Raw genomic sequence first — 25,827 nt, 5'->3', positions numbered from 1 at the left:
TTAAGCTGTTCTGCAGTTTTTATGGTGCAGGAGAGGCTGAAACAGCCTGCTGCGCCGCGTCGATGCTCGCCTGCATTATCGGCGTATCACCAATTTTGACGGACTGAAGATGGGCAAAGGCCGTGCCCCAGTCGGTGGCGATTTGCATCCGCACGGGCAGCACAACGCCGCCGACGGGACCGGTACGGTCAAAGGCAGCCATCCAGATGGATATCGGCTGAGTGGGGTTGCGGGCCTGCTCAAGTTTCCATTCGCGGCTTTGGCCGGCCAGGGGCAGATATTTCAGGTGACACTTGACTGTTTCACCGGCGAACACTGCAGCATTGCCGGGCTCCAGCACTTCTGTGCCCAGACGTGAATAAGCGAGCGTAAATACGCGGCGTCCGTCAAAAACCTTTTGTTTTTCTGTGCAGGCTGCGTCCATCGGGCTGAGCGCTGAATAGAGCGTTGCAGTGAGCGGATCAATCGTGCCCGTTGCCATCCCGGACCTCAGTGCCGCAGCCTGTCCCGGTTCAAGTTCAGGGTCTGCTGACACAGCAAAAACACCATCCTCGCCAAGGGTCATTTTGAGTTCGCGGACGCCCCAGCGGGTGTCTGAGAAATTGCGGAACGTGTGGGGCCTTGGACCCTGCGCTTCAAGTGTGCCGGTAACCTCTGATTCAAAGCGTGCACGCACCAGCGTGTCTGCAATGCCCGACGACTGACCCTTGCTGGAAATCGTGTAGCTGTCGCCTGTGAACGTTGCGGTAGTGCGGATTGTCGCCAGTTGCAGACCGGCGGCGTAGAACTCATACACAAGCTCAATCGGCGCGGTGGCCATTGCTGCCGTGGGCATTTGCGCTGTGCTGTCGCTTGCAGGGCCGTCCGGTGGCGTGGTGGCGTTTGCGTTTGCGTTTGTAAGTGCCGCAGAGCCAACAACCAATGCGCAGGCCAGGGTTATGCCCAAAGACTTTGTGTAGCTGTGCCGCAGTGTCAACATGGCCGGAAATGCTCCTCACGCCTTCGCGCTGCGTCCTATCCGCCAGATTTTGGCCTGATCGGGCGGGTTGTGGCGCTGGGTGGCAGACAATACCGCTTCCGTGCGCCGGGCAGGGCCAATGTGCCCCGTCCCTTAGTTTTCGCGAATGGCGGTGCTTCGGATCACTGCTCCCCCAAATGCGGTGGGGGCAATAATACGCACAGGCACTAAAAATCCGGCTGCCTCAAGCGGGGCTAGCCATACTTCCACAGCCTGTGGTTCTTTGCGCATCTGCGCCATTGCCTCTGCACTATAGCCTGCAACGGGCGTCAACCGCCCTTCACATTTGTGTGCCGGGCCGGAATAACCTTCTTCGGCTTCAATGGTGGTTTCGCCTTTGTAGCTGATGGCAATGTCGAAGCGCCGCCAGCCATCAAACACCGGAATGGCCTTGCTGCATGGATTTGTACCGCTCAGCACGGTGAGGGCCAAAAGCGCGCTGACGGGATCAAGCGCGCCCTTTTTATGAAAGTCTGAGAGCGCGCCAGGCTTATTGGCGGGCGGCGGAAGCGCCAGAACGCTTGCCGGGCCTTGCTCGTTGAAGGTGATCTGCAACTGGCTCGATTGTCCGTCAGTGGTCACATAGTCTGAGGTAAATATCTGCGGGCTCACGCTTGAGGCAGACTGGGTGCCCGCAGAAAACAGAGTCAGGGTTGCTTCCTGGGTCGCGCCGGCCACTTCGAGTGTGTTGATGCGGGTTTCAAGTTGGTATCGATCAGGTGATATGTCGGCATCAAGCGACATGGTCCCAATCTTGGCACCGCCAACAAACATCACATAATCAACGGTCATGGCGGCATTGGCCGGAAAAAGCGATGTCAGCGAGACACCGACCGCAAGCGCTGGAACGGCAAAATAACGCATTGGGAGCCTGTTCGGTGAGGGTGCAAAGCTAGTTGGCAAGCAAAGCTGCCTGTGAACTACCCGAGCCTGATGCCTGTTTTGATACGGTAAACTTGGTTGTGTGTGCAACCAGCGTGCCTAATGGCGTGGCTACTTCAATTCGCACGGGCACCAGAACGTTTGCATCGGCGACCGGGCCAAGCCAGACGGTGATCGGCATCGGGTCGCGGCGCATCTCCATGATGGTGTCGCGCTTGTAGCCTGAGACCGGCACCAAAATGGCATCGCAGCGTGCGGCAGCACCTGAAAAACCCTTGTTGCTCTGAATGTCGGACATGCGGTCGAAGGTCATTTTGAAATCATAACGCCGACGACCGTCATAAACCGGAATGGTGCGGTTGCACGCCGCGGGCCCTGGTGTCGCCATTGGCACGATCATCGCTGACAGGGGGTCCACCGTGTTCTTGAGGTCGGTCGGGCGCGGTGCCACGCGGTCTGAATTGTCATAGGGCGGGTCGGCCGCCACCAGCGGCGCAGCGTCTGCCAGATAGTTCACATCAATGAGCTGGATGTTGTCCTGGTCGGTGTTGCGGGCCTGGTAGTTTTGCGTCTGCATCAGGTCGGGTGTGCGGGCACCGGCGGCTGTGAGGTCAAACACCTGGCGGAACACGTGGTCGGTTATGCCTTCCGTGCGCACCACGCTTCGGGCGGTGTAGGCCGTGTCGCCGAAAGCTGCCTGCATCGAGATTGACCCGAACTTGAGACCACCCAAGCGTGCATCCATGGTCACATCAACGGCGATATTTGTTGCATCATGTGTCGGCGCTGCGGGAGCCGCCAGAGCAATGCCGACCATGCCGAGGGTCGCAAAGGCGGCCAGCCCGGCCAGCAGATGCAAAGGCACACGTCCGCCGTTGCGTGCCCGTGGGCCGGTCATGGTTGGGGAGTGGGTGCCTGTCATGGTGTATCTCCGGCTGGCCAGGGCCAATTCTGTGTGAGGCTTCGGCGTGCTCCATAGTGGTGGTGCCGGGTGAATGCGGCCTGAACAACGCATATGGGCCCGGAAGCAGGCTAGTTGCTGCGACAAGACACCATTGCGGGGGTTGACGTGGAGGGCTCAAGGCCCCTATATCCCCGCCTCTTAATGACGTTTAACTGAAATCTGGGAGTGGGGTATGGCCCGCCGCTGCGAACTTACGGGCAAAGGTGTGCTCACTGGCAACAATGTGAGCCACGCGGTCAACAAGACCCGCCGCCGTTTTTTGCCGAATCTGTGCAATGTGACCCTCTCCAGCGATGTGCTTGGCCGGAGCGTAAAGGTGCGTGCAAGTGCAGCAGCTTTGCGGTCCGTTGAGCATAAGGGCGGGCTTGATCCGTTTCTGGCCTCCGCGCGCGAGGAAAATCTTTCGCTGCAGCTTCAGCGCCTGAAGCGCGAAATCGCCAAATCAAAGACCGCTCCTGAAGTCGCCAGTGCCTAGCAACCTGTAAGACTGCGGCGTGTGATGAATATGAAGGCCCGGCCCTGATGAAGGGCCGGGCCTTTTTTCTTGCGCCATTCTGTCCGCTTTTGTCGGTTCGGCATGACCGCTGCATTCATCTGCTTCAAAAGCCGATGAAACAGCGGTCATTCGGAGAGCAGATATGGTTATGGTTGACGGGCGGCTTGATGAAGTCCAATACACGCGACCTCAGGAACAAACGGCGGGAATAATGGCAAGTTTTCTGAGATTTTTAAGGCAAATCATGGTGCCCACGCTGGTGTTGTGCGGGCTGGCGGTGATGGCCTTTGTGGAGCGATCACAGCCAGTGTCACTGCTGGGAGTGTTGTCTTTTTCTGATGCACGCGTTGACCCCGGCCCTTGGTTCACCATGGGACACATCTGGCTCTTGGCGATGTTCGGCATTGTGAACCTGACCAGCCGTCGCTATGGCGCCGGGGTCGCCACGGGCTCGGTTGTTCTGACTGCGGCTGTTCTGGGTGGTGTCTGGGCCTATGCGGCCTACGGTGCGGCCCATGTGGTGTTGTCTGAGGAAATGATTGGAGCGCTGGTTGTTCAGCCCATGGCCTATGCCATGGCGTTGTCGCTGGTGACGGGTCTGCTGGTGGCTGTCGTTGTTTTTGATCTGGTCCGTGGGCGGCCATGGTGGAAAGCCCCGCTGCTGGCCCCGCTTATTGGCGGTGCTGTGTTTGTCGGGCTGTTTCACACGCTGGGGGATACTGCCCTTACGGGTACGTTCGTGGAGCGTGCGGTCGTTCACTTTGCGGTGGTGACGTTCGCCACGCTGGTGATGCTGGTGATCTATCACATGCTGCGGTCGCTTATTCCGCCCGCGCCAGGCTATGGCGGTGCGTGAGTCGCTAGAGGTCTTTCAACTCAAACATCAGTAAAAGTGTGCGCTGCAACGGATTGAAGTTGTCGTCAGAGACCACATACACAAATATGCGTCCGGCTTCGTCCTGCCGGACGGCGATACCTTCCATGTTGTCCACCGTCTGGCCGGCTGTTGAGCGGTAGATGATGGGGCCGTCCAGGGGCGCATCGCCATCAATGCTTTGGGCCGCCACAATACGCATCTGCGCGCCGACGCCGCCAAGCGGGCTGTAACGTCGCTCAAGTGTCAGGAGGTCGCCGGAGGGCAGTACTGCCATATCGGTGAGGTCGAAGGGGTGTATGCGCTTGATGCTCACATCGCCAGCGCCTTTTTGTCCGACACGCCACCCCGTTATATCTCCCTGAGGTGTCAAGGTGGCTTCTGTCACGGCCAGCAACGTGCCGTCCGGTAGTGCTGCGAGTGCTTCCAGCCCCTTGTTGTTTTCTGCATTGGCGAGGTCCGGGCTGATGGCCACGGGCATGGCCGGCGCAGCGTCACCCAACGTATCAAACTCATAGGCCCAAACCCGGTGGGTGCGCTCGAATGCGACGGCAAGGCGGCCATCGGGTAAACGGGTCAACGCTTCGGCATCGCCCAGACGTTTGCTGCCCGCGACTGATTGTTTCGAGGGGTCGCGCAAGGGCGCTATGGTGGCATCACTCAGGCCTGCCAGCGCGCCGTCGCGATAGAAAAGTGAGGCTGTGACCCAGTGGCCGGTGTCGGTCACAGCGATGAGGCGTGTCCCGTCGTCACTCACCTCCAGCCCTGAAAGGCCGCCAAACCGGGGGTCTGACGACGAGAGCACCAGCCCGCCGACATAGCTGAGAGGTGACGGATGTGCGCCGGGTGCCGCAGGCATGTCGGCAGGGTTTGACGGATTGAGTTCGATGGCCGCATAGCTGACTGTCAGCGCCTCAGCGTCCGACATCGTAGCCGCCTGTAAGTCAGTGCTGACGGCGAACAGGGCGAGAAGGCTAACAAGGCTTGCACCTGCCACGCGCGATGTCAGACCTGAAAAGGCGTATCGCATTTGCACTCCTGCGAAGGCGGTATCAGCTACCTGGTGGCGGTTGCAGACGTTTGTGGTGGCACCTGGGGCATGTCTCCGCGCCGCTGCCGCCCGCGTTGGTCGCGCGGTCCCGACGTGTTGCGCTTGCCTGCGCGGACATCGTCCTCGAACAGTTCTGCCAGCTTTTCGGTCATGGCACCGCCGAGTTGCTCTGCGTCCACAATGGTGACGGCGCGCTTGTAGTAGCGCGTCACATCGTGGCCGATGCCGATGGCAATCAGTTCAACGGGTGACCTGGTTTCAATCTGCTCGATGACTTCGCGCAGGTGCCGTTCAAGGTAGTTGCCGGAGTTTACCGACAGAGTGCTGTCATCCACGGGCGCACCATCAGAGATAACCATCAGGATACGGCGTTGTTCGGGGCGGGCCAGCAGGCGGTTATGCGCCCATACCAGCGCTTCTCCGTCGATATTTTCCTTCAACAGCCCTTCACGCATCATCAGGCCGAGATTGCGCCGGGCGCGTCGCCACGGGGTTTCCGCAGATTTGTAGATGATGTGGCGCAGATCGTTAAGCCTGCCGGGGTTGGCGGGTTTGCCATCCGCCAGCCAGCGCTCGCGCGACTGGCCGCCCTTCCAGGCGCGGGTTGTAAAGCCGAGGATTTCTGTTTTGACCGAGCAGCGCTCAAGGGTTCGCGCCAGAATGTCGGCACACATGGCGGCCACCGTGATGGGCCTGCCGCGCATGGAGCCTGAATTGTCCAGCAGCAGCGTCACCACGGTGTCGCGGAAGTTCATGTCCTTCTCCATTTTGTAGGAGAGGGGGTGCATGGGGTCGATGACGATGCGCGACAGGCGGGCGGCATCCAGCATCCCTTCTTCAAGGTCGAACTCCCAGGTGCGGTTCTGCTTTGCCTGAAGGCGGCGCTGAAGGCGGTTGGCCAGCCTGCCGACCACGCCCTGCATCTGTTGCAACTGCTGGTCGAGATATTGCCGCAGACGCGCTAGCTCGTCGGTGTCGCACAGGTCTTCGGCTACAATCACTTCGTCGTTGGCAGCGGAGTAAATGCGATAGCCGACGCCCCGATTGTTGTCAGCGGTGCCGTCGGGCCGCCATGGTTGCTGGCCTTCGGCGCTGTCGTCCGGGTCACCTTCCACCTGTTGATCTTCGGCTTCCACCTCAACGGCCTGTTCTTCGCCGTCATCGCCTTCGCCGTCGGCCATTTCAAGCTGCTCGGCAGACATGCCCTCAGCCTGCTCCGCCTCGCCACCTTCAATGTTGTCTTCGCCGGGGGCGTCGCCGTCGTCATCATCGTCGCTGTCGTCGTCAGACTGGTCCGGGTTGTCGCCCAGTTCGTCAGCCATATCGAGGTCGGCGATGATGTCGCGGGTCGCGCGAGCAAAGGCCTCCTGGTCGTGGCTGATGTCGATGAGTTTTTCCAGGTTCTGGCCAGCCTTCTCTTCAACCCAGGGGCGCCACAAGTCCACCATCGCGGTGGCAGCATCCGGCGGTGCGATGCCAGTCAGCTTTTCACGCACCAACATGCTTACGACTTCTTCAATCGGCGCATCGGCACGATCGGTGATGGTCGAAAAGCCGCGCTTGTCGCATTTGTCGTCCAGCGCGGCTGTCAGGTTATTGGCAACACCTTTCATCGCGTTGGCACCAAGAGCTTCAACGCGTGCGGTTTCAGCAGCTTCAAACACCGCGCGCGCGGTGCCGCCCGCAGGCATAAGGTGCTGATGGGTCGCAGCGTTATGATGGGCAATGCGCAGAGCGATTGAGTCTGCGGAGCCCCGGCACTGGGCTACTTCGTTCTCCGGCAGGTCGCGGCTGGGCAGGGGCAGGCGTACGTTGCTGCCGCGCAGGCTGGCAGGCTCGGTGCCGAAATTGACCGTTAGGTCATCGCGCCCAGCAATTGAGCGCAACGCCATGGTCACCGCCCGCTTGAAGGGCTCGACCGGATTTTCCTTGCCGCTGGACACGTTCTGTCTGCCTCAAATGCGCTTAGGCAACTGCCAGAGTGTTAGCTGCGGATTGGGGCAGCTCTTCACCAAAGCATCGCTGATAGAACTCCGCCACCGTGGCGCGTTCCAGCTCATCGCACTTGTTAAGGAAGGTTACCTGAAAACCAAAACCGACATCACCGAAAATCTCGGCGTTTTCCGCCCATGTCAGCACCGTGCGTGGGCTCATGACGGTGGAAATATCGCCATTGATGAAGGCGTTGCGGGTGAGATCAGCCACGCGCACCATGGCGGCGACGGTCTTTTTGCCTTCGTCATTCTGATAGTGCTCGGCCTTTGCCAGCACGATGTCCGTTTCCTGCTGGTGCGGCAGGTAGTTGAGCGTGGTGACGATGTTCCAGCGGTCCATCTGGCCCTGGTTGATCTGCTGCGTGCCGTGATAGAGGCCCGACGTATCCCCCAGACCAATGGTGTTGGTGGTGGAGAACAACCTGAAGGATGGGTGCGGTCGCAGTACCTTGTTCTGGTCGAGCAGGGTCAGCTTGCCGGACACTTCCAAAATGCGCTGGATGACAAACATCACGTCCGGGCGGCCGGCGTCATATTCGTCAAACACCAGTGCAACGGGGTGCTGAAGCGCCCACGGCAAAATGCCTTCGCGGAACTCCGTTACCTGCTGCCCGTCCTTGAGCACGATCGCGTCCTTGCCCACAAGGTCGATACGGCTGACATGGCTGTCCAGGTTAATGCGGATGCAGGGCCAGTTGAGGCGTGCCGCCACCTGCTCGATGTGAGTGGACTTACCCGTGCCGTGATAGCCCTGCACCATGACGCGGCGGTTGTGGGCAAAGCCCGCCAAAATAGCCAGCGTGGTTTCCTTGTTGAAGATGTAGTTCTCGTCGAAGTCGGGAACGTAGTCGCTCTTTTCCTTGAAGGCGGGGACTTCCAGATCTGAGTCGAACCCAAAAACATCTTTGACCATGACGGTCGTGTCGGGAGCGTGGGTGGGCATCATGCCGGTGTGGGTTTCAGTCATTGGGCTGACAAATGCTCTTTTTTACAATCGTGTTGGGCGCAAAGGCTTTGGGCCTTTGCGCGTAGGAACCAGCGCATGGGGCCTGCCTGCGGGCCTGCTGCTGCCGGGAATGGCTTTCCAGGTCATTGTCTCAACCCTTGCGGGCACAAGGCAATACAAAGAAAGGCGTTTGCATGAGGTATTGCGCATATCGCCTATTCGCAAAACCGCATGGGGTGACTTTGATGGGCGGCACTCTAGCAAACCTTGAGTGCGGGCCGTAACCCACCTTCAGGTTTTGAGGTAGCCCGTTGACTTGAGATAGCCATAGGCCTCAATGACGCTGCGTAAACGCTCCTCCGAGGAGCGGTCACCGCCATTGGCATCTGGATGGTGCAGCTTTACCAGCCGCTTGTATTTGCTCTTGATGTCGTTCGCAGACGCCTCCCCGTCAAGACCAAGCGTCTCCAGCGCTTTGCCCTCCTTGGGGCGCAGGCGGCGGCGGGCGGCACCGTTGGTGCCCTTTTTGGTGCCGCTGTCGCTGGCAAAGCCGTGCGGGTCATAGACGGTAGGGTCGGCCTCAGAGCCAACAAAGCCGAACTTGCTTGCCGCGGCCGCACTGCGGTTGGAGCCAACGCTCCATGTGGGCCTGTGGCCGGTCGCCGCCTCACGCTGGAACCGGCGGACATCCGCGTCCGACATGCCCTCAAAGTAATTCCACGACTTATTGAACTCGCGCACGTGCTCCACGCATAGCCAGCGGTAGCGTCGCGCGTCACCAGTAGAGCTTTTGTCGGTGGGGGCTTTGTGGACGCCTTCGGCATCGCAGCCGGGCCACGCGCAATTATGCTTGCGGGCACGGCGGCGCTGCGCCTGCTCTTCGGCGGCATTGCGCGAGCGCGGCGGAACCTTGACGAACTCGCGATATTTGGACCAGGAACTCATGGCTTGATTATGTGAACCTACCCGTTACGAAACAACCCAATGCAGTGTAGCAATCTCTTCTGTTATCCGCTTTAGGGCAAACCTGAAGGAATGAACCCATGAGTGTGGCCGAAACAATTCACCAAAAGCTCACCGCGGCGCTCAAACCGTCGCGCCTTGAGATTGTTGACGATTCGGCACGTCATGCGGGGCATTCAGGGGCCGGGCATGGTGCAGCAGCAGGTGAATCCCATTTCAAGATAACAGTTGTGTCGCAGGCATTCGACGGCAAGTCGCGTATCGAGCGCCACATGCTGGTGAACGAGGCATTGGCCGACGAACTGCGCGGCCCGGTTCATATGCTGCAGATCAAGGCGATCACGCCCGCTGAAGAGTGGCAATAACTCCTAATCCGCCGCGTGGACTTTGCGCGGGGGCGTGATTTTGAGCGCGGTGATCTGATTGCGGTGGCGGCGCAGCACCTGAAACTTGTAGCCATAAAACGAAAACACCTGTCCGACTTCAGGAATGGTCTGGGCTTCGTGGATGACCAGGCCAGCCACGGTGATCGCCTCTTCTTCCGGCAGTTGCCAATCAAGCGCGCGGTTGAGGTCGCGCACAGCCAGTGTGCCATCCACATTGCAGGTGCCGTCGGGCTGCGGGCGCAGGCCTTTTACGTCAACGTCATGTTCGTCAGATATCTCACCGACAATTTCCTCGATGATGTCTTCGAGGGTGACCAGCCCCATGATGCTGCCATACTCGTCCACCACCAGGGCAAAGTGCGATTTGCGGTCGCGGAAGGCGTTGAGCTGTTCAACCAGTGCGGTTGTTTCAGGTACAAACCATGCCTTGCTGGCAAGGCCCTGAATGTCGAGGCCCGTAGGATCGCCATCGTGCGAAATCAGTGCACGTAGCAAGTCCTTTGCGTGCAGCACCCCAATGATGTTGTCCGCATCATCCTGCCACAAGGGTATCCGTGTAAACGGACTGGCCAACACCTGCTCGACGATTACCTGCGGTTCGTCATCAAGGCTTATGGCCTGCATGTTTTTACGGTGAACCATGACATCAGCCACTTCCAGGTCGCGCAGATCCAGAATGCCACCCAGCATATGGCGGTCATGGGTTTCCATACCGCCCTCCTGATGGTGCAGGTCAATGGCACCGCGCAGCTCTTCATGGGCTGACAGCACCTCGGCACCATCATCAATATTGGCGCCGATAAGCCGCAGCGTGCGCCGGACGATAAACTGAACAGCAGATGTGACCGGCGCAAAGGCGAACACAACCACGCGAATGGCCGGTGCCACGAACAGGGCCATGCGGTCCGGGTTGGTGATGGCGTATGTCTTGGGGAGCACTTCGGCGAATATCAGTACCAGCGCAGTCATCACGAGGGTTGCATAGACCACCCCGGCATCACCCAGAAGCTGGATGAACACACTGGTGGCGATAGCGGATGCCAGAATGTTGACCAGATTATTGCCCAGCAGAATGGCACCTATCAGCCGCTCGCGCGACGCAATGAGATGGCTGACGATGCCTGCGCGTTTTGACCCGCCGCGCGCCAGCGTATGCATCCGCGCACGGCTGGTTGCAGTCAGCGCTGTTTCAGACCCTGAAAAAAAGCCTGAAAAGAACAGCAGGACAAATACGGCCCCAAGTGAAATCAGGATCGAGGTTTCCACTATGCAGCCTCTTTATTGGATAAAACCTGAGCGACTTTTTCCATGTCGATGTCCGGTGCAATGAAAGACTGGCCGATGCCACGGGCCAGAATGAAAGTGATTTTGCCACCGGATACTTTCTTGTCCTGACCCATCAGGCGGATCAGGTCGTCTGCATCCGGCACTTTCAACCTGTTGCTTTTTTCAAGATCGGTAATGCCAGCAGGAAGGCCTGACGCGCGCAGATGAGCCTTGGCGCGCTCAGCGTCATCCGCCGGGCAAAACCCCAGATGCACTGATACGTCAAAGGCAATGCCCATGCCCGCCGCAACCGCTTCGCCATGCAGCAGGTCGCCGGAATAGCCGGCGGCCGTTTCCAACGCGTGGCCAAAAGTATGCCCCAGATTGAGCAGGGCCCGCTGCCCGCCTTCGCGTTCGTCAGCGGCTACCACACGGGCCTTTGCAGCGATACTGCGCCGCACAGCCTGGATTCGGGTGTCGGTGTCACCGTCCAGAAGCTGCGCGCCGTTGGTTTCGAGCCAGGCAAAAAACTCCGGATCATCAATCAGGCCGTATTTGACGACTTCCGCATAGCCTGCCCGCAGTTCGCGCTTGTCGAGCGTTGCCAGCACGTCGATGTCGGCCAGCACAAGGCGGGGCTGGTGGAAGGCACCGACCAGGTTTTTGCCCTGCGCCATGTCGATGGCGGTTTTTCCGCCTACGGAACTATCGACCTGTGCCAGCAGCGTTGTGGGGATCTGGATGAAATCTACGCCGCGCCGCAAAATGGCCGCAGCAAAGCCTGCCAGGTCGCCAATGACGCCGCCGCCAAGCGCAATAATCATGTCGGTGCGCTCGACACCTGCGTCGATCAATTGCGATAGCAGGTCTTCAAGATGGGCAAAGCTCTTGGTGGCCTCGCCTGCGGGCAGCACGATGGGCAGCGTCTTGATATCGGCGTCATTGAGGGCGCGGGTCAGGGGTTCAAGATGCAGGGCGGCCACCGTGGCGTCTGTGACAATCAGCACAAACGGGCGTTTGAGTAGCGGCTGAATGTGCCCGGCAGCAGCCTGCAACAGCCCCGAGCCGATGCGCACATCGTAGGAGCGGTCACCAAGGCTGACGGGAACAGTATCCGCTTTTGCGGCATGGGCCGTATGGTTGGGGGTGTTCATGATCGCTGGGATATGGCCTCTATTGGCCCGCGCGTCCAGTCCGGATGCGCGCTCACCGGTAGGCTTCCAGTTCTGTCACCAGCCGCTCCACCACGTCCTCATGGGGGCCGTCGCCGGTTTCAAGAGCAATGTCAGCCTGCGCATAGACCGGGTTTCGCTCATGCATCAGCTTTTCCATGACTGCACGCGGGTCATTTGATTCGAGCAGCGGGCGGTTCGGGCGTTTACCAACGCGACGCATCAACACATCCAGATCGGCCTTCAGCCACACCGAAATGCCGCTTTGGGCAATGCGGGCGCGGGTGTCCGGGTCCATGAACGCACCGCCGCCGGTTGCCAGCACCTGCGCGCCACCATCAAGCAGGCGTGCGATCACCTTGCGTTCGCCATCGCGAAACGCGGGTTCGCCATGGGCCTCGAAGATTTCCGGGATGGTCAGCCCTGCGGCGGCTTCCACTTCTGCATCCGCATCCACGAAAGGCAGCTCAAGGCGCTGGGCCAGCCTGCGCCCGACTGTGGTTTTGCCCGCACCCATCAATCCCACAAGCACGATGGCACGACCGCCAAAAGGGGCGGAAGTTCTGGACACAGGGTTGGCGGTTTTTTCGGGGTTGGCGTCGGCACGCATACGGGTGGTTGGTCCTGATGATTTCCGCCTGTTAACCGGGTTAAAACCGGCAGCACGGTGTCGTTAGAAGGGCACAATCTAAGCTGTCATGCCGCTGAGGGCCAGAACTGCCGTAATTCTGCCAAACGGGGCATATGGAGTAATGTGGATTGGCGGCTCCATGCTACGGTGTGCCACGTCGTGCTGATCCCATCAAACCATGCGGTATGTCTGCGCTTTTTGCAGACCGCCGATCAACCATGAGGCTTCATTCCGTCATGACCGCGCTGCGCTTGCTTCTGGCCTTCATCGTTCTTCTGGCAGTCGGCTTTACGGTTCTTGTTGTGATGGGCTCTAGCCTTGAGCCGCAGGTCAGCACAGTGGAAGTGACGTTGCCCGATGACAGCTTTGGTGAGTAGCGCCCGCATTGTCGCAACCTGGCTTGTTGCTGGCCTTACAACCAGCGCTGCGCTGGCGCAGGCTCCTCTTGAGCCGCCTGCGTCTGCTCCCGAACCAAGCCTGACGCAGCAACTGCTGGACCCCGACCAAACCCCGCTTGCCCGCCCGGCAGGGCCGCGCTCGCTTCTGCCGCCTGCTGAGTCAGGTGCAGAATTTCCTGCTGATTTTTTTGGCCCCACCTCGCCTGAGGTTTTGTTCCCGTCGGGCGATGCGGCAGTCCTGCCCCCCACCCAGCCTGCCGAAGGTTTTGCCGCGCGTCCGGGTGAAGAAGGTACCGGCATCGAAGTCGCCCGGCTGTCTGGCCTGGCAGACGACGGTGTGGGGCTGATCGGCCCTATCGAGGGCGGTTTTTCCCCCCAACTGTGGGCTGGTAGTCGTCGGCTTGCCATTGAGGACGGGTTGGCGTCGCTGACGCCGCCGCCTCCGTCTGCGGCTCTTGGTGACCTCTTCCGACGGCTGCTTGTTTCGCGCGGTGACCTGCCGCAGGGAGCCAGTGCAGGCCAGTCAATTTTGGGGCTACGCATGGCCGCGCTCTATGATGCGGGCTTTGCGGCGGATGTTGATGCACTGGCGGGGCTTGTGCCCGCTGGTGACATGACCGCCCAGATCGCCGCGCCTGCCGCCCGTGCGGCACTGGCGCTGGGCTTCTCCGACAAAGCGTGCGGATACCTGACAAGACTGCCGACGGAAGGAGGGGCTGACGATCCCTATGCAGCGTTTGCACTCGAACTGGGTGCGCTATGCCAGGCGCGCGCGGGCCTGCAGGTGGCAGCTCTCCTCTCTGTTGATCTGGTCCGGGAACAAAGGGGGAGCGACACGGCGTTTGTGGCACTGGCAACACGGGCCGCAGGTGGTCCTGCACTTGATGTGCCGTCCGACGAGATTTTCTCCAGCCTGCATTATGCGCTGGTTGCCGAGGCGGGTGCGCCGCTGCCGGATAATATTCTGGACCGCGCGGAACCAGCCTTGCTGCCGCTGCTTGCAGACGACACCTCGCTGGATTGGGCAACACGTATTGCCTTTGCGGAAGCTGCCGGCGAGCGGGCTTTGATGTCGGCACGCACGCTTGGCGAGTTTTATCGCCGCGCGATCATAGAAGACGGTGCCGTGGATAACCCGCGTCTTGAAGCTTTTGCGGCGTCACTGGATACACCGTCACCAGCACAACGGCTTGAAGCAATTGCGGAGGCGTTTGCTCAAACGCCCCAAACCCGGTGGGGCGGATTGCTGCCAGCCTTCGCAGGGTCGCTGCGCGCCATTCCACCAGCCATGGTTCATGCTGACCAGGCGGCTTTCATGGTGGAAGCGCTGGCGCTTTTGGGAGACGCCCTGCGTGCCGACGCATGGATCGGCATTGCGGCCACGGCCGCACCTGCACAGATTTCGCGCCTGGAAGCACTGGTGCGCATTGCAACGCCACGGCAATCGTCGTTTGTGGTGCCGTGGAACCCGGAGCTTGCGCTCACCGCCGTGCAGGTGCGCCTGCAAAATGATGATCCCGGTGCAAAGTGGTTGACGGCGTTTGAAATGCAGGCTCTTGCGTCGCTTGGCCTGCCGATGCCGCAAATCATCTGGGCGCAGTTTGATGATGCGGATATGCTTGGCGTTCGGTTGGGCGATGCACAGTTGCGTGCGCTGCGTGTTGCCGCTGAAAGCCGGCGCTCCGGTGAGGCGGCGCTGGCGACGCTCACCTCGCTCGCCTTGCTTGAGAGCGACGGCGGGCTTGGGCAGGCAGGGCCGTGGGTGCTGACGCCGGGGTCGCTTGCCGCCATCATGACGGCGCTGGCCCGTTCCGGCCTTGAAGAAGATGCCCGACAGATTGCTGTTGAGGCGCTGATTGTGCGGGCACATGCCGAAGGCTGAGCCCACACCACGGCGTTCAGGAGGCACAAGGAAACAACGTCTGCGTGGCCCCGGAGCGCATCTCGCTGAAGCCTTTCTGGAAATGCTGGTGGCGGAGCGTGGCGCGGCCGCCAATACGCTGACCGCCTATGCGTATGACCTGGATGAGTTTGCGCAGTTTATTGCGCCGGTAGGTCTGGGCGACGCGGATCAGGATCACATTCGCGATTATTTGGGTACGCTGGAAGCGTCAGGGCTTTCAGCCCGCACGCAGGCGCGGCGGTTGTCAGCGTTGCGGCAGTTTCACCGGTTTTTGCTGGGCGAAGGGCACCGCGACGACGACCCCACCAGCATTATTGATGCACCCCGGCTGGGGCGTCCGTTACCGCGCACACTGAGCGAAGACGATGTGTCGGCATTGCTTGGCACCGCGCGCAATGCTGTCGCTGTCGCCCGGGGCAAGACGCTTGGCAAGGCGCTGCGCCTGCGCGCCCTGGTTGAAATGCTGTACGCGTCGGGTATGCGGGTCAGCGAGCTTGTGGGGCTGCCGCTGGCGGCGGCGCGTGGCGATGAACGGGTGCTGATGATCCGCGGCAAGGGTGGGCGCGAGCGGCTGGTGCCGCTGACGCGCGATGCCCATGACGCGCTGAAGGCGTGGCTTCCGGCGCGCGAAATTGTTCTGTCGGATCGCAAGCAGAACAGCCGCTGGCTGTTCCCCGGCACAGACCCGGAGCACCCCATGACGCGGCAACGGCTCGGGCAGTTGCTCAAAGTGCTTGCGCGTGATGCGGGTGTTGATGCGGAGGCGGTAAAGCCGCACGCCCTGCGCCATGCGTTTGCCACACATTTGCTCACCCACGGTGCGGATTTGCGCTCGGTGCAGCAGTTGCTGGGGCACGCCGATATTTCAACGACACAGATCTATACCCACGTGCTTGAAAGCCGGATGGCCGACCTGGTGAACACCCATCATCCGCTTGCTGCCAAAAACCAGAAACGCTGAGTTGACGGTCGTGCGGTCTCTGCCGCATGACTTGAGGCTGACTTGTCCCCGGATCGGAGCCTGCCCTCATGAGCTTTACGCCTGTTCGCACACCCGTTGCACGCCTCAACCGCTCGCAGCTTTTTGTGCCGTGTTCGAGCCCGCATTTTTTTGCCAAGGCGGCCCAGGGCCCGGCTGACGTTGTCTCGCTCGACCTTGAAGACGCCGTGGCCCCGGACGACAAGCCGTCGGCGCGGGCAAATGCTGTGAAGGCACTGAACGAGGATGTGTTTGGCGACAAGACACTGTCCCTGCGGATCAACGGGCTGGACACGCATTATTGCTATCGCGACGTGGTGGACATCATGGAGCAGGGCGGCGAGCGGCTGGACCTCATCATGATCCCCAAGGTGGGAACCGCAGCAGACATTTATGCGATCGACATGCTGATCACGCAGATTGAAACCGCGACCGGCCGCAAAAAGAAAATCGGCCTCGAGGTGATTATCGAAAGCGCCATGGGGCTGGCGAATGTCAACGAGATTGCGGCCGCGAGCCCGCGCCTTGAAGCGCTGCATTTTGGTGCGGCTGACTTTGCCGCCTCCATGGGGATGCGCACCACCAATATTGGCGGGCCAAACCCTGACTACGGCATTCTTCTGGACCCGGACAAAAATGGTGAGCGGGCATTTCACTGGCAGGATTTGTGGCACACACCCATGGTGCAGATGATCGCGGCTGCGCGCGCAAACGGGTTGCGGCCTGTCGATGGACCGTTTGGCGATTATTCGGATGCGGACGGTTATCGCGCACAGGCCCGGCGCTCGGCCATATTGGGGTGTGAAGGAAAATGGGCCATTCACCCCAGTCAGGTGGCGCTCGCAAACGAGATGTACACACCGCCCGCCGACGAAGTGAAACGCGCCAAACTGATTTTGAAGGAAATGAAAGCCAGCCAGAAGGCAGGCGCAGGGGCGGTGTCACTCGACGGTAAACTGATTGATGCGGCCTCCATCAAGCAGGCTAATGTGATTGTGGACAAGGCAAAGCAGATTGCGAAGCGGCGCTAGCATGGTCATTCGGCGGGCTTTGAGCGTGCCAGCAGGTGCGCAAGTTTGTCCGGGTTGCGCATGACGTAGATGGCGGCAATGCGGCCGTTTTCCACGTCGATTGAGTAACTGGCATCAATGGCGTTTTTTGACGCGACGATAAATCCCGGACGGCCATTTATGCGCATCGGCATTATGTCGCCGGGTAATGCGCTCGCGGTTCCTGCTATATGGGCCACAAGTGATGCAACGTTGGCGGCCCCTTCAATCACACGCAGTGCTGCCGATACTTTGCCGCCGCCATCTGACGTCAGTTTTGCATGTGGTGTCATCAGGTTGGTGAGTGCTGCTGTGTCGCCTGCCTGCGCTGCACCGGCAAATGCCAACAGCAGGTCCTCGTGTTGCTGGTCGGTTGCTTCAAAACGCGGGCGGTTTTGGCGCAGGCGTGTTCGGGCACGCGACACCATCTGGCGGCAGGCATCTTCGCTCTTGCCCAGTTCAGTGGCCAGCTCGGCATAAGGTAGCTCGAAGGCGGCGCGCAGCAAAAAGGCTGCGCGTTCCTCAGGCTTGAGGGTTTCAAGAATCATCATCAGCGCCATCGATACATCCTGTGCGATTTCAAGCGCGTCGCCGGGGAGCGGTGGATGAGCCACGGGCACATCGGTCACCACAGGCTCAGGGAGCCAGGGGCCAACATATGTTTCGCGGCGTGTTTTGACCTTACGCAAATGGTCGATCGCCAGCCGGGCGACGGTGCGCGACAGCCATGCGCGGGCATTGCGCACGTCGTCCGTGCGTGTTCGGTGCCAGCGCAGCCATGCGTCCTGCACAATGTCTTCTGCATCCGCCTGTCCGCCGGTCATGCGGTAGGCAAGTCGCAAGAGGTCCGGGCGGAACTGTTCAAAGGTTTGCGTGTCGTCGGTTTTTGTCATGGTTATGCAGCTTTGGCATCCGCGCGACGGGCGTCAACGGTTTGAGGGCCGACCTGCACCCTGAGGCAGGTTTCACCGAAACCCAGCGTGCGTTTGAGCACCGGATAGACCTGCCCGACTGAAATGATGGTGGACAGATCAATCAATCCTTTTTCGCCATAACGGGTCACAATCTGATCGCGCAGAACGCTGGCCTGAAAATCACCGTTCACGATGGCTTTGGTGAAACGATAGACGAGCGCAAGATCATTCGGCAGCGCCTCAATGTCACCGGCAATGGCCATGCTCAGAACAGTTGGATCGACGCCGGCCTCAAGGGCCATATTGACGGTGATCTGGGTGCAGGGGCCGCAATCGGCATGCAAAGTGCTGACAATGCCCGCGATTGCTCCCGCGTCGGCGGGAAGGTTCTTTCGACCGTTTGCAAACCAGCCAAAGCCAAAAGTAAACCGCCTGAACGCCGGTCGGGAGATATGCCACAGATAGCGCACATAATCGAAATTATAGTCGTAACGACGCTCCAGACGGCGCAGGCTGCGTTCTGCGAAAAAGGAAATAGGTCCGGTTGTGGGTGGGGCTGTCATGGCAATGCTCCTGCCGTTTTATTGTCTGCTGTGGTGAACAGACGGGGTATTGGGCGCTCGTGTGACAGGTGCAAAGCAATGAAACTGCTGCAAATCGTGTATTTGCGGGGTGAATCTCGCCGAAAATCGCCTTGTGCTTTGTTGACAAGCAGGGGGTGCCCGCGCCAGTTTGCCGCGTCTTCATCAAAGGGTCGCACACCGTTCAGATGCATAGTTATTTAGAATTTGAAAAGCCGGTCGCCGAGCTGGAAGGCAAGGTCCAGGAACTGCGGCGGATGGCGGCAGACGACCCCACCATGCAGATTGGGGACGATGTCACCCGCCTTGAAACCAAGGCGTCGCAACTGTTGACCGATACGTATTCCAAGTTGACCCCGTGGCAGAAGACGCTGGTTGCGCGCCACCCCAACCGTCCGCATTTCAAGGATTATGTGGGTCGGCTGATAACCGACTTTACGCCGCTTGCCGGTGACCGCGCCTTTGGCGAGGACCATGCGGTGGAAGGCGGCCTTGGCCGGTTAAACGGCCGCCGCGTTGTGGTGATCGGCCAGGAAAAAGGCTCTGACACCCAGTCGCGCGTCAAACATAATTTCGGCATGGCCAACCCTGAAGGCTACCGCAAGGCAGTGCGGCTGATGTCGCTGGCTGAACGGTTTCAAATGCCGGTCATCACGCTGGCGGACACGTCGGGCGCGTATCCCGGCAAGGACGCTGAGGCGCGCGGTCAGGCGGAAGCCATTGCACGCTCCATTGACCGGTGCCTGTCGCTGCGGGTGCCGTTGATTTCAGTCATCATCGGCGAAGGCATGTCAGGCGGCGCTGTGGCTATTGCGGCGGCCAACCGGGTGTTGATGCTGGAACATTCAATTTACGCGGTGATTTCGCCTGAAGGCTGTTCGTCTATTTTGTGGCGCTCATCCGACAAGGCGCAGGACGCGGCCGCCGCCATGCGCATTACGGCCCAGGACCTGTTGTCGATCGGCGTCATTGACCGGATTTTGCCGGAGCCCGTGGGCGGCGCGCACCGGGAACGGGCGCAGGTCGTGGCGGAAACAGGCAAGGCAATTGAAGAAGAACTTGCCGCGCTTGATGGCATGTCAGGTGACGAACTGATTGCGCAACGCCGCCAGAAGTTCCTCAAGATGGGCCGCGAAGGCATCGTCTAGCGTTTATCTGCTGAGCAGGTCCGCAAACGCCTCGCGTACATCAGTCACGAACAATTCCGGCTCTTCGAGCGCTGCAAAGTGCCCGCCTTTTTCCATGTAGCGCCATCGTCGAATGTCGTAGCACCGCTCGCCCCAGTGTTCGGGCGTCTTGGGCAAAGTATCCATCGGGTACTCTGAATAGGCAGTGGGCACGGTTACCTTCTCGCCTGCCTTCAGCTTGTCGGACCGTTCAGCGGGGCCTGCTTTATACAGCGTGTTGGCCGAGTTGATGGTGCCGGTAAACCAGTAGATGGAAAGCTGGGTGAGGATCGTTTCAAATGGAAACCGTGCCTCCATGCCCTCAAATGTATGCGACTTGTCAGTATCGCCGAGGCGGTAATATTTATCCGCCAGCCAGCCTGCAAGGCCCGCCGGGCTGTCGGTGAGGGCGAAGGCAAGCGCCATGGGTTTGGTGCCCTGAATGACCCGGTAGCCTTCTTCCTGCGCCCACCATTCGCGCATCTTCCTGATCCACCCAGCCTCTTCGTCGGTGACAGGCTTGGCACCGTTTTTTGTGGTGGGGCGCAACGGCAGCATCGTCAGGTGAATGGCGTCTATCTGGTCGCCGTGTTGCAGGGCCAGGCGGGATGTGACGTAGGAGCCCCAGTCGCCCGCCTGCGCGCAATAGCGCTCGTAGCCCAAGACTTTTGTCATCAGCGTGTGCCAGATTTCCGCAATGCCCGACGGCCCCAGCGGCGTGCGGGGCTTTGAGGAAAAGCCGAAACCCAGCAATGACGGCACGATCACGTCAAACCCGTCCTCGGCATTGCCGCCGAACCGCTCCGGGTGTGCCAGCGGTTCAATCACATGCTCGAACTCGGCAAAGGTCGAAGGCCAGCCATGGGTGAGGATGAGCGGGCGCGGGTTGCTGCCGGAACCCCGCTCATAGATGAAATGGATTTGGTGGTCTTCGTCCGGCAGGCCAAGATCATCGCCGGAAATGGTTGCGCGGTAGTGGTTAAAGCGGTTGAGGCGCGCTTCATGGGCGCGCCAGTCATAATCGTCGCGCCAATAGGAAATCAGCCGCTCCATATAGGTAAGGCTGGTGCCGTATTCCCAATCGTCGTTGCCCTCGGGCTCATTGGGAAATCGCGTGGCACCCAGACGCTTCTTGAGATCGGCAATCTCGTCGTCGGGCACGTGAATGGTGAAGGGGTCAGCGGCGATTGTATTTGTCATGCTGTCGGAGCCTTTTTCAAAAACGCCATCACGTCAGCCACAAATGCATCGGGCTGCTCAAAGGCTGCAAAGTGGCCGCCGGCTTTATGGTCCGTCCACTGAATAATATTGGTGTAACCCTGTTCAACCATTGAGCGTGGCGGCCACGGATACACGGTGTCGCCGGGGAAGTTGGCAACGCCCGTTGGAATGTTGATTGTTTCGCCCGGCGGCAGGTTGACGCCACCTTCCTCAAACACACCGCGATAGAGCCATGTGGACGTGTTGAATGTGCCGGTTGCCACATAGAGCATAAGGTTGGTCAGCAGATGGTCCTTGCTGAATGTCTTGTCCATGTCGCCATCACGTACGTCCCCCCAGGTGTGGAACTTCTCCAAAATCCATGCGGCCTGACCCACCGGTGAATCCGACATGGCGAAGGCAAGCGACAGGGGCTTGGTGCCCTGGACCTGCAGGTAGGCTGTTTCAAGCAGTTGCATACCGGCCATGTGCTGCACCCAAGCCCGATCTTCTTCGGTTTTGGGCTCAAGCGGACCGCGCACGCCGGGGAAATTGAGATGGACCGCGAGGCAGCCTCCGCCTTTGGTCACTGGATGGTCAAATGCAATCCAGCCCGAAACAATCGAGCCCCAGTCACCGCCCTGCGCGATGTAGTGCTCAATGCCCAGCCCGTCGCGCATGAAGGCGTTCCACAGAGCAGCAACAGCGCGTGGCCCCATGGGCTTTTCCGGTCGGCCTGAAAACGCATAGCCGGGAAGCGAGGGGGTAATGACATTGCGTCCGTCTTCAGCGTCGCCGCCATGATCGGCCGGGTTCGCAATACGCTGAACCACATCATGAAACTCGAAGAACGAGCCGGGCCAGCCGTGGGTCATCAGCAAAGGCGGGTTGTCGGGATTTGAGCCTTTGACATGCACATAGTGAATGTCGATGCCTTCCACCGGCACAATGAACTGCGGCAGCGTGTTGAGCTGTGCCTCCCAATGACGCCAGTCATAGCCATCCAGCCAATAGGTGCAGAACGCCTTGAGATAGTCCTGATTGGCCCCATAGGCCCAGCCATGGTCCGCAGGAACGTCAATCCACTCAAAGTCACGCACTTTGGTGGCGATCTTTTCAAGCTGGGCGTCGGGAATGGAGATTGAGAACGGGCGTGGCGGCTGCATGGTGTGTCCCTGCCGAAGCATGTTTTGTTTGAGTTGAACATCGGTTCAACCGCACGGGCAGGTTGGCGTTTGATTGCCCGACACACCTGTTTTATGGCAGCCGCCGTTTCCCTTCAACTTGCCCGCTTCAGCCCGCTTTGGAAGCAGAGTGGTCTGCCACATGCGCCAACAGGCTGGGCATGGCGTTATGTGGCGGGATTGAGAGGGGTGTCGATATTTTTTGCAGGGTGATGGGGTCGTGCAAATCCCGCAGCAGGGTCGTTCGGTCTTTCATCTGCCCGGCCACACGCAAAACGGTTTTTCCGTCCGGGGCGGTGGCACCGCTATCAGCTTCGTAATCAGAAGCTGTTTTCACAATGCCTACGACGTAAGCCAGCGCTGTCATGGACTTGACCATGAAAGGCAGTTTCAGAAACTCCAGCTGCACAAGTCCGCCGTCGTAGGTCGGAACGTTGCTGGTTGAATGCACAATCACCGGTGTCAGCCAGCGATGGGCCAGCAGATTTTGCAGGTCGTCGCAGCCTTCAGCGCCAAAGGCGCTGATGCATGACGTGCCGGTGAGATCAACACCCATCAGCATGGTAATGGCGTCACCCGCATACGCAATGCGAACCTGCCCGTCCGATGTGCGCGCTTCAATGGCAACATGAGCAGCAGTTTTGTCATGCTTGCTGAAGTATGAGCCCGGGAGACGCGGCAGATGCAGACCTTCGCGCCCTGCATGCCAGCGGGCAAGCAGGGCTTTGTTGGCATTGGCCAGGCGTAATTCGGACATCCGGCGCTCTCCCTGGCAAACACGTTTGCATAGTGTCGGGTGACAAAACACAACCATAAATAGCAGAGCCAGGGTTAAAATCTGGTGTGTGGCAAAAGGGATGGGTGTTGTTTTGGCCAGACAGCGCCTACAGTTTGCGGCTTAGAACGGCAAAAAACTGCCGCGTGGCTGCCCAGCAGCCAAAGATACAAGGGGCTGTCAGGGCTCCGGGGGAGAGACATATTGAGCGATACAACACCGTCGGCGTTGCCACAGGCCGCCGTCGAGATAACGCCCGCCTACCGTCGCTATGCGCTGTTTGTGCTGCTGCTTGCCTACATATCCAGCTATGTGGACCGGCAGATCATGGGCGTGCTGCTTGAGCCGATCCGCAACGAGTTTTTGCTGACTGATACCCAGATGGGTTTTCTGGGCGGCATTGCGTTTGGCATTTTTTACGCAACGCTGGGCATTCCCATCGCGTTTCTGGCGGATCGCTGGAGCCGCCGCAACATCATCTCGATCGCGGTCACTGCATGGAGCTTCATGACGGTTGCCTGTGCGTTTGTGGTGGGGTTCTGGTCGCTGGCATTTGCCCGCGTTGGTGTTGGCGTGGGGGAAGCAGGCTCCAGCCCGCCGTCGCACTCGATGATTGCTGATCTGTATCCCGCCGAGCAACGTTCGGGTGCATTGGCGATTTATGCGCTCGGCGTTTACATCGGCATTATGGTCGGCTTTCTGGTGGGCGCGTATGTGGCGCATGACTATGGCTGGCGTATGGCGTTTATCGTGGTGGGCGCACCGGGGCTTTTGATCGCGCTGCTTGTGCGGTTCACATTGAAGGAACCACCACGCGGACACTCCGACGGCAAGATTGCCGCACCCGTCGGCCCCATTGACTGGGCCAGCGCCAAGACACAAGTGGCAGCCGGGTTCAGGCATTTGTGGGGCGACAAGGTTTCGCGCCACGTGGTGATCGGCGTCACGCTGGTGTCGTTTGTCGGCTATGGCGGGGCTTACTGGGGAGCCGCGTTCTTCATTCGCAGCCACGGCATGTCGTTGATTGAGGTGGGACAATATCTGGCTGCCGTCATCGGCGGGGCCGGTGTCATCGGCGCGATCACCGGCGGTCGGCTGGCAGACAGTCTGGGGGCCAAAGACGCGCGCTGGACCTTGTGGATTGTGGCCGCTGCCAAGTTCATAGCCGCGCCTATCATCGTGTTCTTCTTTCTGGAAGTGGACACGAGCGTGGCGCTCATCATCTACATTCCCACCGTGTTGCTGGGCGCGTTCTATCTGGGGCCAAGCTTTGCCATGATCCAGACCCGCGCTCCGGTGCATATGCGGGCCTTGAGTTCTGCCATCATGCTGTTCATTCTCAACATAATTGGTCTGGGCCTTGGGCCGCAGGCGGTGGGCGTGCTGAGCGATGCGCTGGCACCCGCATACGGGCAGGAGTCACTTCGGTATGCCTTGCTGCTGTTGTCTTTCATCAGCATATGGGGCGGTTTTCACTATTACCTTGCGGGCAAGCACCTGGTCAGTGCGAACGCTAGGTAAATCGGATCATCCGGGGGAATAAGGGAGCGCGCGCGCCTTTTATGGCGGCGCGTTGGGAGGAGTTCTTTATGAGTGAGCAAACATCCGCCGGGGCACCTGGCGGAACGGGTGTGCCCGGCATCACGCCAGGCTATCGCCGCTATGCGCTATTCATGCTTGTGGTTGTCTATACGTCCAGCTTCGTGGACCGGCAGATCATGGGCGTGCTGCTTGAGCCGGTGAAACTTGATCTGGGTTTGTCAGACACGCAGATGGGGTTCATGACCGGCCTCGCGTTCGCTCTGTTTTACGCAACTCTGGGTATGCCGGTTGCGTTTCTGGCGGACCGCTGGAACCGGCGCAACATCATTGCCATCGCGGTTGCCATCTGGAGCTTGATGACGGCGCTGGGCGGGCTGGCAATTGGCTTTTGGACGCTGGCCATCGCGCGGATCGGCGTGGGTGTGGGGGAAGCGGGCGCGTCACCCCCTGCACACTCGATGCTCGCCGACATGTACCCGGAAAAGGAACGCGCCGGGGCGCTGGGCATTTATTCGCTGGGTATTTATTTCGGTATCATGATCGGCTTCCTCGCCGGGGCCTATGTGGCTGAATACTACGGCTGGCGGGCGGCGTTCTTTGTTGTTGGCCTGCCCGGCCTCATCATTGCAGTGCTGGTGCGCTACACCATGATTGAGCCCCAGCGCGGTGCCGCTGACGGGCTTGAGCCTTCAGATCCTGAGCCCATCGACTGGTCGAAGATGTGGGGCGAGATCGTTATCGGCTTCAAGCACCTGCTGTCAGACCCCGTGTCGCGCAACGTCGTGTTTGGCATCATGCTGGTGGCCTTTGTTGGTTATGGCGGCACCACCTGGATTGCGGCATTCTTCATCCGCAGTCACGGCATGTCGCTGATTGAAGTGGGCACGTACCTGGCCTTTGCGATCGGCATCTTTGGCGGGCTCGGCGCGTTCATGGGTGGCCGTATGGCTGACCGGGCAACGCAAAAACATGTCGCGGGCGGCATGTGGATCGTGTCGGTTGGCATGTTGGCCGCAGCACCTCTGGTGGTGTGGTTTTTCCTCGAGACCAACCTCACCATTGCACTCATCGTCTATCTGCCGACGCTGCTGCTGGGGGCATTTTACCTTGGCCCAAGCTTTGCCATGATCCAGACGCGGGCACCGCTCAAGATGCGGGCTCTGGCATCCGCCATCATGCTGTTCATCGTGAACCTTGTCGGCATGGGCCTGGGGCCGCAGGCGGTGGGTATTCTTAGCGACGTGCTTGCGCCGGAGTTCGGCAAGGAGTCTCTGCGCTACTCGCTGCTGATCCTGTCGTTCGCTGCTGTGTGGGGTGCCTGGCACTACTACCTGGCAGGGCGGCATCTCGTGCGCATCAAGGCGCAGGCGGCGGCGACGCCGGCTGAGTAACGGGTAGTATCGGAAATGAGAAAGGGCCGCAGTAATTGCTGCGGCCCTTTTTGTATTCCTCGACCAGTTTTTGGTGCGCGGCGAAGGCACGCATCAGCTGGT

At 59.9% G+C, this 25,827-nt stretch carries 26 protein-coding genes; 11 read left to right on the top strand and 15 right to left on the bottom strand.

The window, feature by feature from the left end:
• Nucleotides 1-19: 19 nt before the first annotated feature.
• Nucleotides 20-835, bottom strand: coding sequence for a DUF3108 domain-containing protein (locus RIB87_RS03980; RefSeq protein WP_350143742.1), 816 nt, complete (start codon nt 833-835; stop codon nt 20-22).
• On the opposite strand from RIB87_RS03980, the gene RIB87_RS03975 reads away from it, so the two are divergent.
• Complete coding sequence (locus RIB87_RS03975; protein WP_350143740.1) at nt 828-959, top strand: hypothetical protein; 132 nt, start codon at nt 828-830, stop codon at nt 957-959. The two genes, RIB87_RS03980 and RIB87_RS03975, sit on opposite strands and share 8 nt — an antisense overlap.
• Nucleotides 960-1,111: 152 nt before the next feature.
• Here the strand turns inward: RIB87_RS03975 and RIB87_RS03970 are convergent, their stop codons facing one another.
• The gene (locus RIB87_RS03970; protein WP_350143738.1) at nt 1,112-1,882 is read right to left on the bottom strand and encodes a DUF3108 domain-containing protein; all 771 of its coding nucleotides are present in this window, start codon (nt 1,880-1,882) and stop codon (nt 1,112-1,114) included.
• A gap of 28 nt (nt 1,883-1,910) precedes the next feature.
• Entirely contained in the window at nt 1,911-2,822 is a 912-nt protein-coding gene (locus RIB87_RS03965; RefSeq protein ID WP_350143736.1) for a DUF3108 domain-containing protein, read from the bottom strand.
• A 214-nt stretch (nt 2,823-3,036) separates the two neighbouring features.
• Here RIB87_RS03965 and rpmB point away from each other — a divergent pair, with 214 nt between their 5' ends.
• Nucleotides 3,037-3,339: a 50S ribosomal protein L28 gene (gene rpmB, locus RIB87_RS03960; RefSeq protein ID WP_350143734.1), complete on the top strand. Its 303-nt coding sequence runs from the start codon at nt 3,037-3,039 to the stop codon at nt 3,337-3,339.
• A 163-nt stretch (nt 3,340-3,502) separates the two neighbouring features.
• Nucleotides 3,503-4,216, top strand: coding sequence for a hypothetical protein (locus tag RIB87_RS03955; protein WP_350143732.1), 714 nt, complete (start codon nt 3,503-3,505; stop codon nt 4,214-4,216).
• Between the two features lie 4 nt (nt 4,217-4,220).
• Here RIB87_RS03955 and RIB87_RS03950 read toward each other — a convergent pair whose 3' ends face one another.
• From RIB87_RS03950 to RIB87_RS03935, 4 genes are all read right to left on the bottom strand, one after another.
• Nucleotides 4,221-5,264 carry an esterase-like activity of phytase family protein gene (locus RIB87_RS03950; RefSeq protein ID WP_350143730.1) on the bottom strand — a complete coding sequence of 348 codons (1,044 nt, stop codon included), beginning with the start codon at nt 5,262-5,264 and terminating at the stop codon, nt 4,221-4,223.
• A gap of 26 nt (nt 5,265-5,290) precedes the next feature.
• Entirely contained in the window at nt 5,291-7,228 is a 1,938-nt protein-coding gene (gene cobT / locus RIB87_RS03945) for a cobaltochelatase subunit CobT (RefSeq protein WP_350143728.1), read from the bottom strand.
• A 22-nt stretch (nt 7,229-7,250) separates the two neighbouring features.
• Nucleotides 7,251-8,246, bottom strand: coding sequence for a cobaltochelatase subunit CobS (gene cobS, locus RIB87_RS03940; protein WP_350143726.1), 996 nt, complete (start codon nt 8,244-8,246; stop codon nt 7,251-7,253).
• 270 nt (nt 8,247-8,516) lie between these two features.
• Nucleotides 8,517-9,170 (bottom strand): J domain-containing protein, encoded by a 654-nt coding sequence (locus tag RIB87_RS03935; RefSeq protein ID WP_350143724.1) that lies wholly within the window; start codon nt 9,168-9,170, stop codon nt 8,517-8,519.
• 98 nt (nt 9,171-9,268) lie between these two features.
• Here RIB87_RS03935 and RIB87_RS03930 point away from each other — a divergent pair, with 98 nt between their 5' ends.
• Nucleotides 9,269-9,553, top strand: coding sequence for a BolA family protein (locus RIB87_RS03930; protein WP_350143722.1), 285 nt, complete (start codon nt 9,269-9,271; stop codon nt 9,551-9,553).
• A 3-nt stretch (nt 9,554-9,556) separates the two neighbouring features.
• On the opposite strand, the gene RIB87_RS03925 is transcribed toward RIB87_RS03930, so the two are convergent.
• From RIB87_RS03925 to RIB87_RS03915, 3 genes are read right to left on the bottom strand one after another with little or no spacing between them, the layout of a single operon-like run.
• Nucleotides 9,557-10,843 carry an HlyC/CorC family transporter gene (locus RIB87_RS03925; RefSeq protein ID WP_350145557.1) on the bottom strand — a complete coding sequence of 429 codons (1,287 nt, stop codon included), beginning with the start codon at nt 10,841-10,843 and terminating at the stop codon, nt 9,557-9,559.
• Entirely contained in the window at nt 10,840-11,994 is a 1,155-nt protein-coding gene (gene aroB, locus RIB87_RS03920; RefSeq protein WP_350143720.1) for a 3-dehydroquinate synthase, read from the bottom strand. Before aroB ends, RIB87_RS03925 begins: the two co-directional genes overlap by 4 nt.
• 52 nt (nt 11,995-12,046) lie before the next feature.
• Complete coding sequence (locus RIB87_RS03915; RefSeq protein WP_350143718.1) at nt 12,047-12,622, bottom strand: shikimate kinase; 576 nt, start codon at nt 12,620-12,622, stop codon at nt 12,047-12,049.
• Between the two features lie 257 nt (nt 12,623-12,879).
• Between RIB87_RS03915 and RIB87_RS03910 the strand changes: the two genes are divergently transcribed.
• From RIB87_RS03910 to RIB87_RS03895, 4 genes are all read left to right on the top strand, one after another.
• On the top strand, nt 12,880-13,020 hold the full coding sequence (locus RIB87_RS03910; RefSeq protein ID WP_350143716.1) for a hypothetical protein: 141 nt from the start codon (nt 12,880-12,882) through the stop codon (nt 13,018-13,020).
• Nucleotides 13,013-14,923, top strand: a complete 1,911-nt coding sequence (locus RIB87_RS03905) for a hypothetical protein (RefSeq protein WP_350143714.1) — start codon at nt 13,013-13,015, stop codon at nt 14,921-14,923. The genes RIB87_RS03910 and RIB87_RS03905 overlap by 8 nt, the downstream gene beginning before the upstream one ends.
• Before the next feature lie 40 nt (nt 14,924-14,963).
• Nucleotides 14,964-15,905, top strand: a complete 942-nt coding sequence (locus RIB87_RS03900; protein WP_502943225.1) for a site-specific tyrosine recombinase XerD — start codon at nt 14,964-14,966, stop codon at nt 15,903-15,905.
• Between the two features lie 68 nt (nt 15,906-15,973).
• Nucleotides 15,974-16,954 (top strand): HpcH/HpaI aldolase/citrate lyase family protein, encoded by a 981-nt coding sequence (locus RIB87_RS03895; protein WP_350143710.1) that lies wholly within the window; start codon nt 15,974-15,976, stop codon nt 16,952-16,954.
• Between the two features lie 5 nt (nt 16,955-16,959).
• On the opposite strand, the gene sigJ is transcribed toward RIB87_RS03895, so the two are convergent.
• Nucleotides 16,960-17,865: an RNA polymerase sigma factor SigJ gene (gene sigJ, locus RIB87_RS03890; protein ID WP_350143708.1), complete on the bottom strand. Its 906-nt coding sequence runs from the start codon at nt 17,863-17,865 to the stop codon at nt 16,960-16,962.
• A gap of 2 nt (nt 17,866-17,867) precedes the next feature.
• Entirely contained in the window at nt 17,868-18,449 is a 582-nt protein-coding gene (locus RIB87_RS03885) for a hypothetical protein (protein WP_350143706.1), read from the bottom strand.
• 206 nt (nt 18,450-18,655) lie between these two features.
• On the opposite strand from RIB87_RS03885, the gene RIB87_RS03880 reads away from it, so the two are divergent.
• Nucleotides 18,656-19,615 (top strand): acetyl-CoA carboxylase carboxyltransferase subunit alpha, encoded by a 960-nt coding sequence (locus RIB87_RS03880; RefSeq protein WP_350143704.1) that lies wholly within the window; start codon nt 18,656-18,658, stop codon nt 19,613-19,615.
• 3 nt (nt 19,616-19,618) lie between these two features.
• On the opposite strand, the gene RIB87_RS03875 is transcribed toward RIB87_RS03880, so the two are convergent.
• The 3 genes from RIB87_RS03875 to RIB87_RS03865 all read right to left on the bottom strand — a co-directional run bounded on the left by RIB87_RS03875 (nt 19,619) and on the right by RIB87_RS03865 (nt 22,774).
• Nucleotides 19,619-20,833, bottom strand: a complete 1,215-nt coding sequence (locus RIB87_RS03875; RefSeq protein ID WP_350143702.1) for an epoxide hydrolase family protein — start codon at nt 20,831-20,833, stop codon at nt 19,619-19,621.
• A complete protein-coding gene (locus RIB87_RS03870) occupies nt 20,830-21,999 on the bottom strand; it encodes an epoxide hydrolase family protein (protein ID WP_350143700.1) in 1,170 nt (389 codons plus the stop codon). Before RIB87_RS03870 ends, RIB87_RS03875 begins: the two co-directional genes overlap by 4 nt.
• A 127-nt stretch (nt 22,000-22,126) precedes the next feature.
• Complete coding sequence (locus tag RIB87_RS03865) at nt 22,127-22,774, bottom strand: PAS domain-containing protein (RefSeq protein ID WP_350143698.1); 648 nt, start codon at nt 22,772-22,774, stop codon at nt 22,127-22,129.
• Nucleotides 22,775-22,996: 222 nt separating this feature from the next.
• Here RIB87_RS03865 and RIB87_RS03860 point away from each other — a divergent pair, with 222 nt between their 5' ends.
• Nucleotides 22,997-24,313: a spinster family MFS transporter gene (locus RIB87_RS03860; RefSeq protein WP_350143696.1), complete on the top strand. Its 1,317-nt coding sequence runs from the start codon at nt 22,997-22,999 to the stop codon at nt 24,311-24,313.
• Between the two features lie 68 nt (nt 24,314-24,381).
• Complete coding sequence (locus tag RIB87_RS03855; protein WP_350143694.1) at nt 24,382-25,725, top strand: spinster family MFS transporter; 1,344 nt, start codon at nt 24,382-24,384, stop codon at nt 25,723-25,725.
• Nucleotides 25,726-25,827 lie beyond the last annotated feature (102 nt).

This window comes from Pyruvatibacter sp. (assembly GCF_040219635.1).
Taxonomy (GTDB): domain Bacteria; phylum Pseudomonadota; class Alphaproteobacteria; order CGMCC-115125; family CGMCC-115125; genus Pyruvatibacter.
Note: the sequence above shows the minus strand (reverse complement) of the source record. Positions and strands in the feature narration are given on the sequence as shown.